Origin of the sequence: Streptomyces sp. NPDC091287 (genome assembly GCF_044768525.1) — a bacterium.
Classification (GTDB): Bacteria; Actinomycetota; Actinomycetes; order Streptomycetales; family Streptomycetaceae; genus Streptomyces.
The window spans coordinates 273561-289486 of sequence record NZ_JBIVUV010000002.1 but is presented as its reverse complement, the minus strand read 5'-3'; the positions used below and the strand labels follow the sequence as shown (position 1 = coordinate 289486).

The 15926-nt window shown below is 73.6% G+C and carries 9 protein-coding genes and 1 pseudogene; 7 read left to right on the top strand and 3 right to left on the bottom strand.

Annotated features, from left to right (window positions below):
• Positions 1-252: 252 nt before the first annotated feature.
• Together ACIQRW_RS04090 and ACIQRW_RS04085 are read left to right on the top strand one after the other, a co-directional pair.
• Entirely contained in the window at positions 253-3504 is a 3252-nt protein-coding gene (locus ACIQRW_RS04090; protein ID WP_403754064.1) for an AfsR/SARP family transcriptional regulator, read from the top strand.
• A 401-nt stretch (positions 3505-3905) separates the two neighbouring features.
• Positions 3906-5558, top strand: coding sequence for a hypothetical protein (locus ACIQRW_RS04085; protein WP_403754061.1), 1653 nt, complete (start codon positions 3906-3908; stop codon positions 5556-5558).
• Here ACIQRW_RS04085 and ACIQRW_RS04080 read toward each other — a convergent pair.
• From ACIQRW_RS04080 to ACIQRW_RS04070, 3 genes and pseudogenes are all read right to left on the bottom strand, one after another.
• Positions 5527-7430: pseudogene (locus ACIQRW_RS04080) on the bottom strand (protein kinase). The gene ACIQRW_RS04085 and the pseudogene ACIQRW_RS04080 sit on opposite strands and share 32 nt — an antisense overlap.
• Before the next feature lie 91 nt (positions 7431-7521).
• Positions 7522-8556, bottom strand: a complete 1035-nt coding sequence (locus tag ACIQRW_RS04075; protein ID WP_403754058.1) for a hypothetical protein — start codon at positions 8554-8556, stop codon at positions 7522-7524.
• Between the two features lie 217 nt (positions 8557-8773).
• Entirely contained in the window at positions 8774-9898 is a 1125-nt protein-coding gene (locus tag ACIQRW_RS04070) for a Ku protein (RefSeq protein ID WP_403754055.1), read from the bottom strand.
• A 78-nt stretch (positions 9899-9976) separates the two neighbouring features.
• Between ACIQRW_RS04070 and ligD the strand changes: the two genes are divergently transcribed.
• The 5 genes from ligD (at position 9977) to ACIQRW_RS04045 (ending at position 15893) form a co-directional block, all read left to right on the top strand.
• Positions 9977-10867, top strand: a complete 891-nt coding sequence (gene ligD / locus ACIQRW_RS04065) for a non-homologous end-joining DNA ligase (protein ID WP_403754052.1) — start codon at positions 9977-9979, stop codon at positions 10865-10867.
• A gap of 223 nt (positions 10868-11090) precedes the next feature.
• Positions 11091-13277 carry a HEAT repeat domain-containing protein gene (locus ACIQRW_RS04060; protein WP_403754049.1) on the top strand — a complete coding sequence of 729 codons (2187 nt, stop codon included), beginning with the start codon at positions 11091-11093 and terminating at the stop codon, positions 13275-13277.
• Entirely contained in the window at positions 13274-13591 is a 318-nt protein-coding gene (locus ACIQRW_RS04055) for a zinc-ribbon domain-containing protein (protein WP_018959034.1), read from the top strand. Before ACIQRW_RS04060 ends, ACIQRW_RS04055 begins: the two co-directional genes overlap by 4 nt.
• 200 nt (positions 13592-13791) lie before the next feature.
• Positions 13792-14517 carry a hypothetical protein gene (locus tag ACIQRW_RS04050; RefSeq protein ID WP_403754046.1) on the top strand — a complete coding sequence of 242 codons (726 nt, stop codon included), beginning with the start codon at positions 13792-13794 and terminating at the stop codon, positions 14515-14517.
• The gene (locus tag ACIQRW_RS04045; protein ID WP_403754043.1) at positions 14514-15893 is read left to right on the top strand and encodes an ATP-binding protein; all 1380 of its coding nucleotides are present in this window, start codon (positions 14514-14516) and stop codon (positions 15891-15893) included. The genes ACIQRW_RS04050 and ACIQRW_RS04045 overlap by 4 nt, the downstream gene beginning before the upstream one ends.
• Positions 15894-15926: the final 33 nt, after the last annotated feature.

Below are 15926 nucleotides of genomic sequence, written 5' to 3'. Positions count from 1 at the left end.
GCCGCGGACCGGAGGCCCGCGGAGGCCGCGGCTGATGGCGGCCCGGGACGCATCTGCCCACGGACGTGGACAGGCGGCTTGCAGGAATCCTGCGTTCCAGCTGTACGCGGAAAAGCGCCGCGCCATGCGCCCCGCTCACGCCCCCGTGCGCTCTGGTCCGGGCCGGTGGCTCAGGGAACAGTGGACTGTTCCGCACAGACGTGCGGACGCTGCCGGTGGCGGCAGGAAGTGGCGCACCCATCGGGGGGCGATATGGACCTTCTTGCTCTGGGACCTCTGGAACTGTGGCACGGGGACCAGCAGCACGTGCTCGGTTCGGTGAAACACCGCTGCGTGCTCGCCGTTCTGGTACACGCGCGCGGGGAACCCGTCGCCGTGGACACGCTGATGGAGCGGGTCTGGGGCGACGAGCCCCCGCCCAAGGGTCCGGCCACGCTCCAGACGTACCTCTCCAAGCTGCGTAGACACCTGCGGGACGCGGTGGGGCCGCTCGTGCGGCTGGACCACATGCCGCCCCGGCTGTACCGGCTCCGGATGAGCGACCAGAACGATCTGGACCTGGTCCGCTTCCAGCGGTTCCGCGCCGAGGCCGCGGTGGCGGCGGAGCAGGGCCGCACGGACTGGGCGATCGGGCTGCTGCGGACCGCCGAGAGCATGTGGCGGGGCGAGCCCCTGACCGAGAGCTCCGGCGAGTGGGCGGCCTCGGTGCGTACGCGGCTGATGGAGGACCACCGCCATGTCCGGGAGGAGCGCATCCGGCTGGAGCTGGAGCTCGGGCGGCATGCCGATCTCATCGGCGAGCTGCGCGAGTTGGCGACGGAGAGCCCACTCGCGGAAGGGGTGGTCGGCTCCCTGATGCTGGCACTCCACCGCAGCGGGCGGCACAGCGAGGCGCTGGAGCTCTACCGCAGGACGCACGCCCGCCTGCGGGAGGGGCTGGGCATGGAGCCGGGGCCCGACCTGCGGGCGCTGCACCAGCGGATCCTGGAACAGGACCGGGGTCTGGCAGGGCCCCGTGCGGAGGCCGTCACCATCGGGGCCCCTGCCCCGGCCGTACCCACTCCCCCGGCGCCCGGCGCCGCCCGGACCTCGCCCACTCCCCCCACGCCCAGCGCCGCCCCGGCCGCGCAGCCCCCGTCCTGCCATCCGGGTCGCAACAACCTGCCCCGCGACACCCGGGACTTCACCGGCCGGGCCGAGGAGTTGGCGCTGCTGCGCGAGGGGATCGCCGACGCCGACGGGTACGCGCTGCCGCTCGCCGTTCTGCATGGAATGCCCGGTATCGGCAAGACCGCGCTGGCGGTGCACGCCGCTCACCGGCTGGCCGAGGACTATCCGGCCGGTCAGCTGTACGTCGATCTGCACGGGTTCAGCGGACGGCGGCCCGTCGACCCGGCCGAGGCGCTGGCCTTCCTGCTGCAGGCCGCCGGGACCGGCGAGGCGCTGCCGGACACCCTCGACGGGCGGGCGGCCGCGTGGCGGGAGTGGACCGCGCACCACCGGGTGCTGGTCGTGCTCGACAACGCCCGGGACGCTGCCCAGGTGCGTCCGCTGCTGCCCGGGTCGCCCGGGTGTCTGGCGATCGTGACGAGCCGCAACCGGCTCTCCGCACTGGACGGGGCCACCTCCCTGCCGGTGGACGCGCTGTCGGCCCGGGAGGCGGCGACCCTGTTCACCCGGATCGCCGGCACCGCCCGGACCTCCCGTGACCCGGAGGCGCTGGAGCTCCTGGTGGCGGCCTGCGACCGCCATCCACTGGCCACGACGCTGCTCGCGGGCCGTTTCCGGCATCGGGAGATCTGGGACCTGCGCCACCTTCTGGAGCGCCTCGCGCAGTCGGGCGACCCCCTGGACGGACCTGATGAGGAGGTGTTCGTCTCGGCGTTCCGCTTCTCCTACGCGGAGCTGACGTCCGGCACGCGCCGATTACTGCGCCTGCTCGCGCTGCATCCCGGGCCCGACATCACGGCGGCGGCCGCGGCCGCACTGTCGGGGAGCGCGCCCGGGACCGCCGCCGACGGGTACGTGCGGCGCGGCGTCGAGGAGCTGTTGGACTGCCATCTGCTGACCGAGCCGGCGCTCGGCCGCTACCAACTGCACGACCTCACACGGGCGTTCGCGCTGCGCATGTGCACCGTCGAGGAGCCGGAGAGCGAGCGCGGCGATGCCGTCGGCAGGCTCCTCGGCTACTGCCTCACCTCCGCGTACCGGGCCCACCGGCTCACCCACCCGCGCCGCAGGGCCATGGAGCCCCAGCCGGTTTCGGCGTACGCGGCCTCGTTCGGCGACGCCCAGGAGGCGGCGGCCTGGCTGGGCGTCGAGCGGGCCAACCTGCTGGCCGCCGCCCGCACGGCGGCCGTGGAGGACCCGGAGCACGCGGCGCTCTTCCCGCACGCGCTGGCCCCCTCGCTCAGGATCTGGGGCAGCTGGGACATCACCAACGAGCTGTACGGCGCGGCGGTGGAGGCGCTGCGCTCCCGGAGCACTCCCGCGCTGCTGGCGCAGACGCTGGTGGAGGCCGCGGAGGTGCTGGCGCAGACGGGGCCCGGGGAGGCGCTGAGCTGCGCGGGCGAGGCGCTGACCCTGTTCCAGGACCTGAAGGACCCCGCGGGGTGCGCCGACAGCTCGCTCCAGGCGAGCCGCGCGCATCTGGCCGCCGGGCACACCGGCCCGGCGCTGCGCATGGTGGCGCGGGCGCTGGCGCTCTACCGCGATCTGGGCGATCCGCACGGTGAGGCGGACTGCCTCAACGTCGAGGGGGCGGCGCTGTACTACGAGGGCCGGTACGACGAGGCGCTCGGCCGGGCGCGGCTCACCCTGCACATCCACGAGGGCACGGGGGATCTGCTGGGGCAGATCCGCGCGCACAACAACATCGGCGAGATCCACCAGCTCCAGGGCCGCATCGAGCGCGCCCATGACCATCTCGAACGGTCGAGGGTGCTGGCCCGCCTGCACAGCGGAGCCCAGGAGTTGGCGATCCTGGACACCAACCTGGGTGCGGTGCACCAGGCCATGGGGGACACACCGCGAGCGCTGGACGGTTTCCGGAGGGCGTTGGAGAGCCACCGGGCCCGGGGGGACGCCCTGGGCGAGGCGAACGCGCTGATCGGTATGGGAGCCGCGTACGCCGAGAACGGCGACACCGGTGAGGCGCTGCTCCACTTCACCGCGGCGGAGGAGGTGGCCCGAAGGATCGACAGCGCCTACGAGCGTACCCGGGCGCTGCTCGGCGTGGCCGACGTGCACGCGGCGGGCCGGCCGGAGGTGGCGACGGAGGTGTACGAGCAGGCGCTGGAGCTGGCCGAGCGCACCGGCTCCCGCCCCGCCGCGGCGCGGGCGCTGGCAGGCCTCGCGCGTACGGCCCTGCGTATGCACCGGAGCGACCTGGCACGGGAGTACGCGAGGAGGGCGGAGGGGGTGTACCGGAGCCTGGGCTCCGAGGCCGAGGCGGAGAGCCTGCGGCGGCTGCTTCGAGAGGAAACGAGAAGGACCGGCTCCTGAGGCTCGCCCGGGTGCCGGTCCGTTCGACCGCGGTGCGGATCAACCGCTGGTCACGTGGCCCTTCGGGCCGCGCGGGGTCACCACATCCACTGAAGAATCTTCCACATACGCGTGACAACTACCTTCGTTATGAGCTGACTTGGCTGTGTTGCGAGTGCCGGTGAACCGACTCAGCGATCATGGCACAGGAAGGGGCCCCGAAGATCCGAACAGCCTCACCCGTTCGAGTGCATTTTCTGTGGCCTCGTCCATCAACTCCGGTACCTGGCGTGCCATTTCGCCACATAGGATGCCGAACGACGTGATGTAGGGGGCAGAATGCCCGCCCGATCGCGCGTGAGGCGGCACGCCCCCGGGCAGAGTCAGAGTGACTTTTACGGCTCGGCGGTGGGGGGACCGTTATGGAGTCCGATGACCAGTACGGGACTGTGGGACAGGGTGCGGCTGGAACCGGCTTCGGCGGACCTGTGCCACCGCCGCCCTCCCACGCGCCGGCCGTCGGTCCGCCGCCGCCCGGCGCGCCCCTGCGGGCGGTCGGCGCCGCCCTGCTCAATCTGACCGGACTCGGGCTCGGTTACGCCCTGTTGGGGCGCTGGGTGCGGGCCGCGGTGTGCTGGGCGGCCACGGCGGTGCTGCTGTGGGCGGCGTTGCCGGCCGATCCGGACGGGGTGCCCGGGGGCGTTCTCGTCGGGTATCTGCTCGTGCTGGTGCTCGCCGCCGCCGACGGGGCGAGGATCGCCCGGCGTTCGGCGCTGGGCGGGGCGTGGCGGCCCGTGCTGGCGGTCGGGCTCGGTGTGGTGCTGCTGGCCGTGCCGACGGGCGGGGCCGTGGTGTACGGCTCCGCGCGGGACGAGGCGCGGGAGCAGATGCTGCTGGACCGGCTGGCGGCCGGGGACGAACGGGTCACGGCGGCTTCGCGGCAGCCGTTCGGCTCGGCGAAGGGCGAGTACGAGCGGGCGCTCGACGCCTATCGCGCGCTCGGCGAGGACCATCCCGGCTCCCGGGCCGCGAAGCTCGTCCCGGACCGCCTGAAGACGTACTACGACGCCGTCTCCGCCCCGTACGCCGAGAAGCGACTCTGTGAGGCCGTCGCACCGTTGACCTATCTGCGGACGCTTCCGGACTCGGTGGACGAGAAGCTGCTGGGCGCGCTCGCCGCGTGGCCCGACGAACCGCTCGCCGTGTCGTTGTACGGGTGCGGTGTGTCGCGTCTGGGCGGGCCGGGCGGCGGCGGCACGGAGCTGGGAGAGCTGTTGCGCACGTTCCCCGATTCCGCCTCCGCGCGGCAGGTGGGGCCGGCGATCGGGAAGCGGATCAAGGAGCAGGTCGCGGCGTTGAAGGGGGCCGAGCCGTGTGCGGCCACCGAGGTGCTGCGGGGCCTCGGCGCCACCGCGTCCGGCCTCCCCGCCGAGGATGTGAAGGCGCTGCGCGGCGATGCCGACGAGGGCGTCGTGGACGGGGTGTACGCCTGTGGGGTCGACCAGTTCAAGGACGAGAAGTTCGGCGACGCGCGCACGACGCTGACCGATTTCGCGCGGACGTACAAGAGCGACGGGCGGGTACGGCAGGCGCGGAACATCGCCATAGCCGCGGAGATCGCCGACGACCGGCCGGCGGCGGGCAAGCGGCTGCCACCGTCGAAGCGGCCCGGCGGGTCCCGGATGGAGCTGGTCATCAGCAATGACGCGCCGAACGCGGTCGAGGTGCTCTACACCGGCCCGGTCACCGGCACCGTCACGCTGAAGGCCTGCGCCGGCTGTGAGCGGTACAGCGCCTCCGAAGGCTCGCGGCGGGCCTGCGGGGCGAGCGGCAGGAACTACCCGAAGGCCCGGCTCCAGCTTCCCGCAGGGGAGTACCACTTCCTCTACAAGCACGGCACGGGCGCGACCGCCCGGGTGGACAGCTACTCCTCCGGGACGAAGGTCCAGCCGGGCTACACCTACACCAGTTGCACGTACGTCATCGAGCGGAACCCGTTCGACCTGGACCTGCCGCAGCTTCCGGATCCGATCCAGCCGGCGCTCAGCCCTTGGGGCGCGGGCTCTTCTCGATGACCCGGCCGTCCAGCTCGGCGGTGAGGAAGGCGCCGCCGTGCGAGTCGGAGACGTAGACGCGCAGCACCGGGCGGTCGTTGTGGAAGGGCGAGGAGGGGTCCACGATCACGTAACGGCTCTCCGGCTCGTCGACGTTGAGCGTCTTCTCCGCCGTCTTCAGCAGGGCGGGCAGCGCGTCCCAGTCGACGGAGTTCAGGTCGATCGTCGTGGACCCGGAGGGCAGGGTGCCGCCCATGTCGTCGTTCTCCGCCCGACCGTCGCGGTAGCTGAAGCGGTCGTACACCGCGGCGTTGGTCTTCAGCGGCGCATCGGCGGAGGCGTGCTCGCCGTAGAGGGTGAAGTCGGTGACCTTCGTCCCGCCCATGAGGGGCTTCATCCCCTTGATCGCCGCCCGTGCCCCGTCCGGGGTCAGCAGGTCCACGGTCGCCGGCGCCTCCTTCTCGGAATCGCCGGTGGCACCGGACCCGTCGGTGTCGTCAGCCACCGGGTCCGGCGCCGGAGCGGAGACCTGAGGGGCGCTCGCCCGGTCGCGCGGGCGGTCGTCGTTGTCGGATCCCTGGGAGGAGAACGGGTCGGCCGTCCAGAGGATGGCGCCCGAGATGACCACGGCCGAGACGACGGACGACGCGGCGCTGATCCGCCAGACCCGGCGCTCGACGCGGCGGCCGCGCTCGTGCGGGGCGTCGTGCGGGGCGTCGTGGGGATCGGTGGCGGGCTGCTGGTACGGATTGCCGCCGGGTGCGGACGGGGGCGTGGCGGTGGGGGGCGGGAAGCCGTAGCCCGTCGGGACGCGGTCCTCCGGGCCCGCGGACGAGGAGGGCGGGTCGAAGGGCCCGCCGGGCCGGGCGGACGCCGGATCCTTCCGGTCGGACACGGGTGACGGGGGCGGCACGGACCCGGACCCGGACGCGGGTCCCGGCCGGGGTGGCGGCGTGGCGGCCGTCTGCGTGGGCGTGCTGTGCACGGACCCGGGCTGCGCGGACGCGGGCCGTTCCCGTACGGGCTCCGTGGGCGTCGGGGCGGGGCTCCCGCCCGGGCGCGCGGCCTCGGCCAGCAGGCGGTCGAGGGCCTCGGCGTCCGGGCGGGCCGGGATGTTCCTGGTGAGGAGCGCGTTGAGCACCGGGGTGAGGGATCCGGCGCGCGTCGGCGGCGGGATCTCTTCGTCGAGCACGGCGGCCAGGGTGGCCAGGGTGGTGGCCCGGCGCAGCGGGTGGCGGCCCTCGACGGCCACGTACAGCATCATGCCGAGCGACCAAAGGTCGGAGGACGGGTCGCCCTCGGTGCCCCGGATCCGTTCGGGGGCTATGTAGTCGGGCGAGCCGATGAGGGCGCCCGTCATGGTGAGGCTGGTCGACTCGCGGATGGCGGCGATGCCGAAGTCCGTGAGGACGGGGCGGCCGTCGGGGCGCAGCAGCACGTTGGCGGGCTTGACGTCGCGGTGCTGGATGCCGGTGGCGTGGGCGGCGCGGAGGGCGGAGAGGATGCCGCGTCCCAGCTCGGCGGCCTCGGCGGGTTCCATGGGCCCGTGGGCGAGCCGGTCGTGCAGGGAGGAGCCGGCCACCAGCTCCATCACGATCCACGGGTAACCGTCCTCGCCGGGGTCGACGATGTGGTGGACGGTGACCACGTTCGGATGGTCGACCCGGGCCAGGGCGCGGGCCTCGCGCAGCACGCGGGCGCGCAGGGTGCGGGCGCCTTCGGGGTCGTACTCCGCGAGCGCCGGGTCCGGGGCCGCACCTCCTTGAGGGCGACATCGCGGTGGAGCGCCTCGTCGCGGGCGCGCCAGACCATGCCCATACCGCCGCTGCCGAGCCGCTCCACCAGCGTGAAGCGGCCGTCGATCACCCGTCCCGAGGGGGCCTCTGCGCTCATGGGCCGTAGCGTACGGGGGGCGTACGCCAGGGGGCAGCCGGGGCCGGGCAGGCAGGCCGACCGGAAGCCGGTGCGGTACGGCGGCACGTGCTCAGCCGGTTGACTGCCGTACGACGTGGGCCAGGTGCTGGCTGATCGCTGTTCGGCTCCAGTCCGCCGCCCCTCCCGTGCCCGCACTCCCCTCACCCCGCGCGCAGTCCCACAGCCAGCGCTCACCCGCGCCGGCGGACGGACCGCGGAAATCGTCCTGCTCCGTGATCCACCGGGCCGCCGCACGGATCGTCTCCGCCCGGGCGTCACCGCGGGTGGGCACCTTGGCGAGCAGGTACCCGCGCCCGGTCGTGTAGCGGAGCAGACCCCACGGCGGGCCTCCCCCGCCCCGGTACTCCTGCGCCACGGAGCGGGCGGCGAACGGCGCGTAGTCCCCGTAGCGGAGAAGCTCCCGGTAGCTGGGTCGGTTCGCCAGGATCTCGTGCCACAGGGCGAGTTCGTGACGAGGCGCTTCATCGGTTCCCGCCACCTCGATCCCGCTGACGTCCTCGGGGAATCCGCCCGCGATCACCGCGACGCAGTTCCAGGCAGTCAGCGGGAGCAGGGCGTCCAGGGCCCGCAGGGCTTCCTTCCCCGCGTCCGGCCGAGTTTCCGGCACCGCGTGCAGGTCGAGGAGAAGGTCTCGGCGGACCCCGTGGTCGAGTGCGTCGAGCAGCCGTCGGGTGTCGTCGATGGAACGCTCGTCCCAGCCGCCCGGGAGCGCGACGCGTATGCCGATCTCACCGAAGCCGGTCACCGCCGACCGGATGGCCGACCGCTGCTGTTCCGGGGGACGTTCCGGTCCGGTCACCGTGCGCAGCGACGACCCGGCCCAGACTTCGGAAAGCAGAGCGGCCGGTAACCCCGTCCTCGAGTCCACGTAGGGGGCGTCCAGCCAGGCGGGACTGTGCCGCTGCACAAGGGCGGCCCGGCGAACGGCCTTGCGCAGCTGCGCGGCGTCTGTGGTCGTGCCCGGCGGCAGCGTCCACAGGGGAGCCACCCTTCGCCGAGCGTCCGGCACGAGATCGCCGTACGCGCGCGTCGCGGACAGGCGGGCCGGAAGCCTCGGCACGTACAACGGCAGCGGTGCGGACATGGCGGCCCCCTCGATGCTCCACGCGCCCGGCGTCCACATCCAGCGTGCGGCGGCCCGACGGGGTGGGAAAGGGGGCGTTCTCGGCCAATGGGCGCGAAACACAGCCTCTGGCCTGGACCCGGCGAGGACGGCAAAGACGGCAAAGACTGCGAGGACTGCGGCGCCCGGGCCGGGCCCCGGCGCCGTCAGGCCGCGTCGCAGTCAGACCGCGTCGCAGTCAGGCCGAGGTGCGTTTGCGGGGGGACGCCGTCTTCTTCGCCGCCGGGCCGCCGCTCGACGACGTCCGATTCTTCGCCGCGGTCTTCTTCGCCGTGGACTTCTTCGCCGCGGTCGCCTTCGCCGTGGACTTCTTCGCGCCGGTGGACTTGGGGGCGGACTTCTTCGTCGTGGAGCTTCCGGAGCGGGTGACCGTCTTGCCGGTCGGGGTGCGGTGGGTGGTCTTCTGCGCGGCTTTGGTGGTCCGCTCGGTCTTCCCGGACGCCTTCGACGACGTCTTCTTGATGGGGTGCACGTCGGCCATGTCGCCGCCGCTGCCGCCGTCGCCCGCACCCTCACCCTCGTCTTGCTGGGATTTCCTGGCCGCCCGCACGCTGTTCTCCAGGGCCGCGATCAGGTCGATGACCTTGCCGCCGCCGGTGTCCTCGGGTTCGGCCGGGAGCACGCTCTCGCCGGAGGCCTTCGCGGCGACGAGTTCCTCCACCGCCTCCCGGTAGTCGTCGTGGAGGCTGTCCATGTCGACCTCGCCGAGGGTGTCCATCAGGGCGTCCGCCAGGTCGAGTTCGGCGTCGCGGACCGTGACGTCGCCGTCCGGGGCCGCCTCCTGCGGAGGGCGGATCTCGTCGGGCCACAGGAGGCCGTGCATGGCGATCACGTCGTCCACGACGCGGAGCATCCCGAGCCGTTCGCGGCCGCGCAGGGCGTACTTGGCGACGGCGACCCTGTTGCTGTGCTTGAGGGCCTCGCGGAGCAGGGTGTACGGCTTGGCGGCCGGGACTCCATTGGCCGAGAGGTAGTACGCCGCTTCCATCTGGAGGGGGTCGATCCGGTCGGCGGGCACGAAGGCGACGATCTCGATCGTCTTCGCCGTCGGCAGCGGGAGCTGGGCGAGATCCTCGTCGGTGATCGGGATCATCGTGCCGTCGGCGTCCTCGTACGCCTTGCCGATCTCGCCGCCGGAGACCTCCTCCTCGTCCAGTTCACAGACCTTGCGGTACCGGATCCGGCCACCGTCGGCGAGGTGGATCTGCCGGAAGCTGATCGAGTGGTTCTCGGTGGCGTTGACCAGCTTGACCGGGATGCTGACCAGCCCGAAGGAGATCGCGCCGTTCCATATGGACCTCACCGTTCACCCCTTGCCGACCGTTGAGCACCCTTGAGGCTTTAGAGATGCTTTGTCATGGTTTCATGTGATTCTTATCGTATGACGCCGATCACCGAGGTGGAGGGGCGACGGGTCTCGCTCAGCAATCTCGACAAGGTCCTGTATCCGGCCACCGGGACGACCAAGGGCGAGGTGCTGCACTACTACGCGGCCACCGCGGGCAGCGTGATCCTGCCCCATCTGCGCGATCGCCCCGTGTCCTTCCTGCGCTACCCGGACGGGCCGGACGGCCAGGTCTTCTTCACCAAGAATCCGCCGCCCGGTACGCCCGCCTGGGTGGGGACCACCGCGGTTCCGCGGAGCGAGGACCCGGATGCCCGGCAGGTGGTCGTGCGGGATCTGGCCTCCCTGATGTGGGCGGCCAACCTGGTGGTGGAGTTCCACACCCCGCAGTGGCGTGAGGAAGCGCCGGAGATCGCCGACCGGATGGTCTTCGACCTGGACCCCGGCTCTCCCGCGACCGTCGTGGAGTGCTGCACGGTGGCGCTCTGGCTGCGGGAGCGCCTCGCGGCCGACGGGCTGACCGCGTACGGGAAGACGTCCGGGTCCAAGGGGATGCATCTGCTGGTCCCGCTGGAGCCGACCCCGTCCGGCGAGGTGTCCGCGTACGCGAAGCGGCTCGCCGTGGAGGCGGAGGCGGCCCTGCCGGGGCTGGCCCTGCACCGGATGAAACGCGCCCTGCGGCCGGGCAAGGTCTTCGTCGACTTCAGCCAGAACGCGGCGGCGAAGACGACCGCCACGCCCTACACCCTGCGCGCCCGGCCCGAACCCACCGTGTCGGCCCCGGTGACCTGGGACGAGATCGCGGAGTGCCGGGAGGCGGGCGCCCTGGTGTTCCGGGCCGGGGACATGGCCGCCCGGCTGGACCGGCACGGCGATCTGCTCGCGCCCTTGAACGACCCGGAACAAGCACGTCCGCTGCCCGCGTGACGCACCCCCGGTTCACAGGAATCCACAGCCGAATCGTCTTGACCGGGTCATGACCTCGTTACGGCGCGAGGAAAGGCCACAAGTGGCGGGTGGATTGTCGGACCCGTGGTGCACACTCTGCGCAGGCGCTTTCTCCAGGGCGCGTCGGGAGGGGTGTGACGGACAGGGCGCGCCACGGGGCGCGCCGGTCCGGGCGCTGTCGTGATCGTGGGGAGGGGATGGCGTGTTCTCGGGGATCGACGAGGTCGACTGGGCCTCGATGGAGCATGCCTACGGGCCTGCCGACGATGTGCCGGAGCTCCTGTGGGGGCTCGCGTCCGAGGATCCGGCGGAGCGCGAGGCGGCGCTCGACGGCATGTACGGCGCGGTGCACCACCAGGGCGATGTGTACGCGTGCACGCTCGCTTGCATCCCGTTCCTGTTCGAGCTGGCCGTGGACCCGGGGGTGCAGGACCGCGGCAGCGTGGTCGAACTGCTCACCAGCATCGGCGGCTTCGACCTCGACGAGGACGACGAGGCGGAGTTCGACGAGGACGAGATCGAGGGCGCCGCGAACTACGCGATGGCGGCGGCGGCGGTCACCGCGGGCGCCGGGGTGTTCTTCGAGCTGATCGCCGACGAGGACCCCGGGGTGCGGCTCGCGGCTCCGCTCGCGCTCGCCACGCTGCACCGGCACCCCGTGCGGGTGCTCGCGCTGCTGCGGGAGCGGCTGCCGGTGGAGCCCGACGAGGAGGTGCGGCTCGCTCTCGTGGAGGCGGCCGGACGGGTCGCGCTGCGGCACCGGCCGCTGGCGGGGCGGGTCGCGGAGTGGCTGGGCCGGCTGGCGTCGCGGGCGCACTCCCCGGGGCTGCGGCTCGCGGCCCTGGCCCAGCTGGCGCGCTGTTCGCCCGACGGGCTGCCCGGCGATGTGGTGCCGGTGGTCTCGGGGCTGCTGCGCGAGATGCGTTCCCCGCCGGAGGGGTCCGCGGTGGAGGGGGGCGGGCCGGATCCCGACCGGGACCCGGACGCGGAGCCGGTGGACCCGGACGCCGAGCCGGTGGACGCGGAACCGGTGGCCGCCGCGGAGGCCTGTCGGGGCGAGCAGGTCGCGACGCCGACGCTCGTGGGGCAGTTGCGGTCGCTGTCCGCGCAGGAGAGCGCCGGGCGCGGCGCCCCCTGGGCCGCGGATCTGCTGCGCACCCTGCACGTCGGCCTCGACGACCGGGTGGGCGACCGCACGGCGCTGCTCGCCGACCAGTTGCGCAGCCCCGACCGCCGGCAGCGCATCGACGCCGTGCGGATGAGCGGCGGGCTGATACGGGCCTGGCGCGGCCCCTACGAGGAGCTGGTGGCGCTCGTCGGCGATCAGCTGTCCGACCCCGAGCCCCGGCTGGCGGAGGCCGCGTCCCATGTCCTGGAGGAGTTGTTCGGCCTCGCCGCGCCCGCCGCGGACGCCCTGGCCGCCCGGCTGGCCGACCGCCCCGGGGACTGGGTGAAGTCCTGGGCCAGCGGTCCGCCCGGGCTCGGCTCCACCGTGAAGGCCCTGGCGCGCCTCGGCGACGCCCGGGCGGTGCCCGCGCTCGCGGCGGCGCTGGAGCTGCCGCAGGTGGCGCACGACGTGGGGTTCGCGGTGGGCCACCTGGGGGCGGCGGCCCAGCCGCTCGCCGGGGCGCTGCGGAGCAGGCTCGCGGAGGTGGAGCTGGACGAGGGGGCCTACGACCGGGCGAGCCCGCTGCTGGCCGGACTGACCGGGCTGCGGGCGGGCGAGGCGACCCCCGAGGTGCTGCGGGTGCTGCGCGGGGCGCCGGAGTACCGGGGCGAGTGGCTGTGCACGGCGGCGCTGCGGGCACTGGGTTCGTTCGGGCCGGCGGCGCGGGAGGCCGTCCCGGAGCTGCGGGCGCTGGTCAGCCGGCCGGGGACGGCCTCCGCGACGGAGGCGGCCGAGGCGCTGTGGGCGATCTCCGGGGACGCCGATGCGGTGCTGCCGGCGCTGATCGAGGGCCTCCAGTCGCACCAGGTGCACGAGCGGCGGGCGGCGGCGGTGGCACTGGGGTCCCTCGGGCCGCGCGCCGCGGTGGTCGCGCCCCGGCTGCGCGGGCTGCTGGCGCACGAGGAGCCGTGGCTGCGGGTCGACGCGGCGATCGCCCTGTGGGAGGTGTCGGGCCGGTCGCAGGAGACGGTCGAGGCGTTGCTCGCCGGCTGGGAGCGGAGCCGCCATGTGCGGGTCCGGGTGGCAGAATGTGTGGCACGGATGGGGCCGGTCCCGGAGGGGTCGGCCGCAGCACACGTCCTGCGGAGCGAACTCGCCTCCGTACGCCGTCACAACGCGATGGACGGCGGGTACGGCAGTCATGACATCCACGAGGACGAGAAGCTCCTGGCGCTGTGCCGACAGGCACTCCGGGGGACGGGGAAAGGAACCACGGCATGATCATTTTCGGCACCAAGGGCTACCTCCACCAGCTGGCCATCCTGACGATGGTGTGCGGCTGGTGCGGCAATCCGGCGGCGCACACCCTGCGCAAGCGGGTCACGAAGTTCACGCTGTTCTTCGTGCCGCTGTTCCCGTTCTCGACGAAGTACGCCACGCAGTGCACGTTCTGCGGCGGGGAGCGGCAGATACCCAAGGAGGAGGCGGACCAGCTGCTCGCCCAGGCCGCGGCCGGGCAGGACGGCAACGCCCACGGCCAGGCCCCGCAGCAGCCCGGTTTCACGCCTCCCGGGCAGAACCCGTACCAGCGCTGAACCCGTACCGGCGTTGAGCCGCACCGGTGCTGAACCCGTACGGGCGCTGAACCCGCGGCCCTCCTGACCGCTCCGGCCCCGTGGTCCCATGACCGCGGGGCCGCGTACGTTGCACAGGGGTACGAAGTCGACATTGCGCACGGTCGTCCGATTAGGGTGTGAGACCGCTGTGTCGTCCGTCGTCGAAGAGGAGGCGAGCCTTGCGCCCGCACCGCGTCCCGGCGGCGACCCGTACCGCCGCGTTCGCCCTCGCCGCGCTCACCCTGCTGTCCGGCTGCGGCGCGGCCGGCGGGCTGAAGAGCGCGGGGGACGCGCCGTCGGCCGTGGAGCCCAAGAGCCTCTGGCCGGACCTGCCGCCCGCCTCCGCCGCCCCGTACGACTACGGCGAGGGCGAGACCGCGCGCATCCCGGGGATCCGGGTGACCGGCGGCGATGTACGGCGGCTGGACCCGGTGGCCGTGGCGCAGGCCGGGCTGAAGGCGAAGACGGACCGGGACAGCGGTCTCGACGAGCTGCCGGACGGGACGGTCCGGCACATCAAAGCGTGCCGGACCGCCCCGGACGACTGCCCGGTCCTCCCGCCGTACTACCGCGACCTGACCGGCGACGGCAGGGACGAACTGGTGCTCGGCATCCGGATGCCCGACCGGCAGCTCGCCGTGCGCGTCTACATGCCGGACGAGGAGCGGCTGACCCGGATCATGTCCACCTACGACGCCGTCATCAGCGTGGAGCTGGCGGGCCGGGACCTGATCATGCGGGCTCCCTCGGTGATCCCGGGGTACGAATACCGCACCGCGTGGTCCTGGGACGACCGGCAGCGCGCGATGCTGCCCACCCGGGACGAGATCCTGCGGACGCCCGAGCACCGGAAGGCCCCGAAGCCCACCCCGGAATCCTCCGCGCCGTCAGCGGGGACGCGATGAGGCGGCGCGGGTTCCGCTCGCCCTCCTGGACCGCGAGCCTCACCTGGAAGTCCGCGGTCTTCCTGACCGTCATGTGCTGCACCCTGGCGGCCCTCCTCGGCTTCCTGGTGCACACGGCGGTCACCCGGCAGACGGTCGAACAGGCCCGGGAGAAGACGCTGAGCCGGCTGGAGGTGGTCACCGACGCGTACGAGGCCGGGGAGCCGCTGCCCCCGGGGTCCGGCATCGACCCGCCGGGCCTGCCCGCCTCACTGCGCGCCCTGGCCGCGGACGGCGAGCGGGGCACCGTCGTCGCGGACGGACCGCACCGGCCGGGCGACCCGGACGGGCGGAGCGGCCCCGCCATGTGGGCGGCGGGCCCGGCGGACGGGCGGGCGCTCGCCACCTGGACGGACTACAGCCACAGCGCCCGCACCATCGGCGGCCTCGACCGGGCGATCATCGGCTCCTCGCTGCTGGCCATCGCCGCGACCCTGCTCGTCGGTCTGTTCGCCGTCGGCCGGGTGACCCGCAGACTCCACCAGAGCGCCCGGGTGGCCCGCCGGATCAGCGCGGGCGATCTCGACGCCCGGGTGCACGACCCCCGGACCGCGCGCCCGGTCCGCGCCCAGGACGAGGTGGCGATCGTGGCGGGCGCGCTCGACACCATGGCCTCGACCCTCCAGCGCAAGCTCCAGACCGAGCAGCGGTTCACCGCCGACGTGGCGCACGAGCTGCGCACCCCCCTGACCGGTCTGTCGGCCGCCGCCGAACTGCTGCCGCCGGGCCGCCCGGCGGAGCTGGTGCGCGACCGGGTGCAGGCGATGCGGGCGCTGACGGAGGACCTGTTGGAGATCTCCCGGCTCGACGCCCGTACCGAGGAGGTCGACCTCGCCGTGCACGAACTCGCGCCGCTGGCGGAGCGGGTCGTCCGGGCGTCGGGCGCCGACACCGAGGTGCGGGTGAGGGGCGCGGCCCGGGTGGAGACGGACCGGCGGCGCCTGGAGCGGGTGATCGGCAATCTGGTGGCCAACGCCCATCGGCACGGGCGGCCTCCGGTGGTGCTGAGCGTGGACGGCGCGGTGGTCTCCGTACGCGACCACGGCCCGGGGTTCCCGGCGTATCTGCTGGACGGCGGGCCGCAGCGGTTCCGCACGGACGGCGCGGGCAAGGGGCACGGTCTCGGGCTGACCATCGCCCTCGGCCAGGCCCAGGTCATCGGCGCCCGGCTGGACTTCGGCAATCCGCCGGACGGCGGGGCGCTCGTCCGGATGACCCTGCCGGAGTACGTGCGTCTCGACGACGGTGATGCCGACGCGAATCCCGGTGGTGACGGGGGTCGGGGCTCGACGGACGACCCGGACGGCCCAACGCGTAGGGGCCCTCACGCAACGTGACGCGTTGCGGGCCGTGTGTGGCGAACTTAGCGT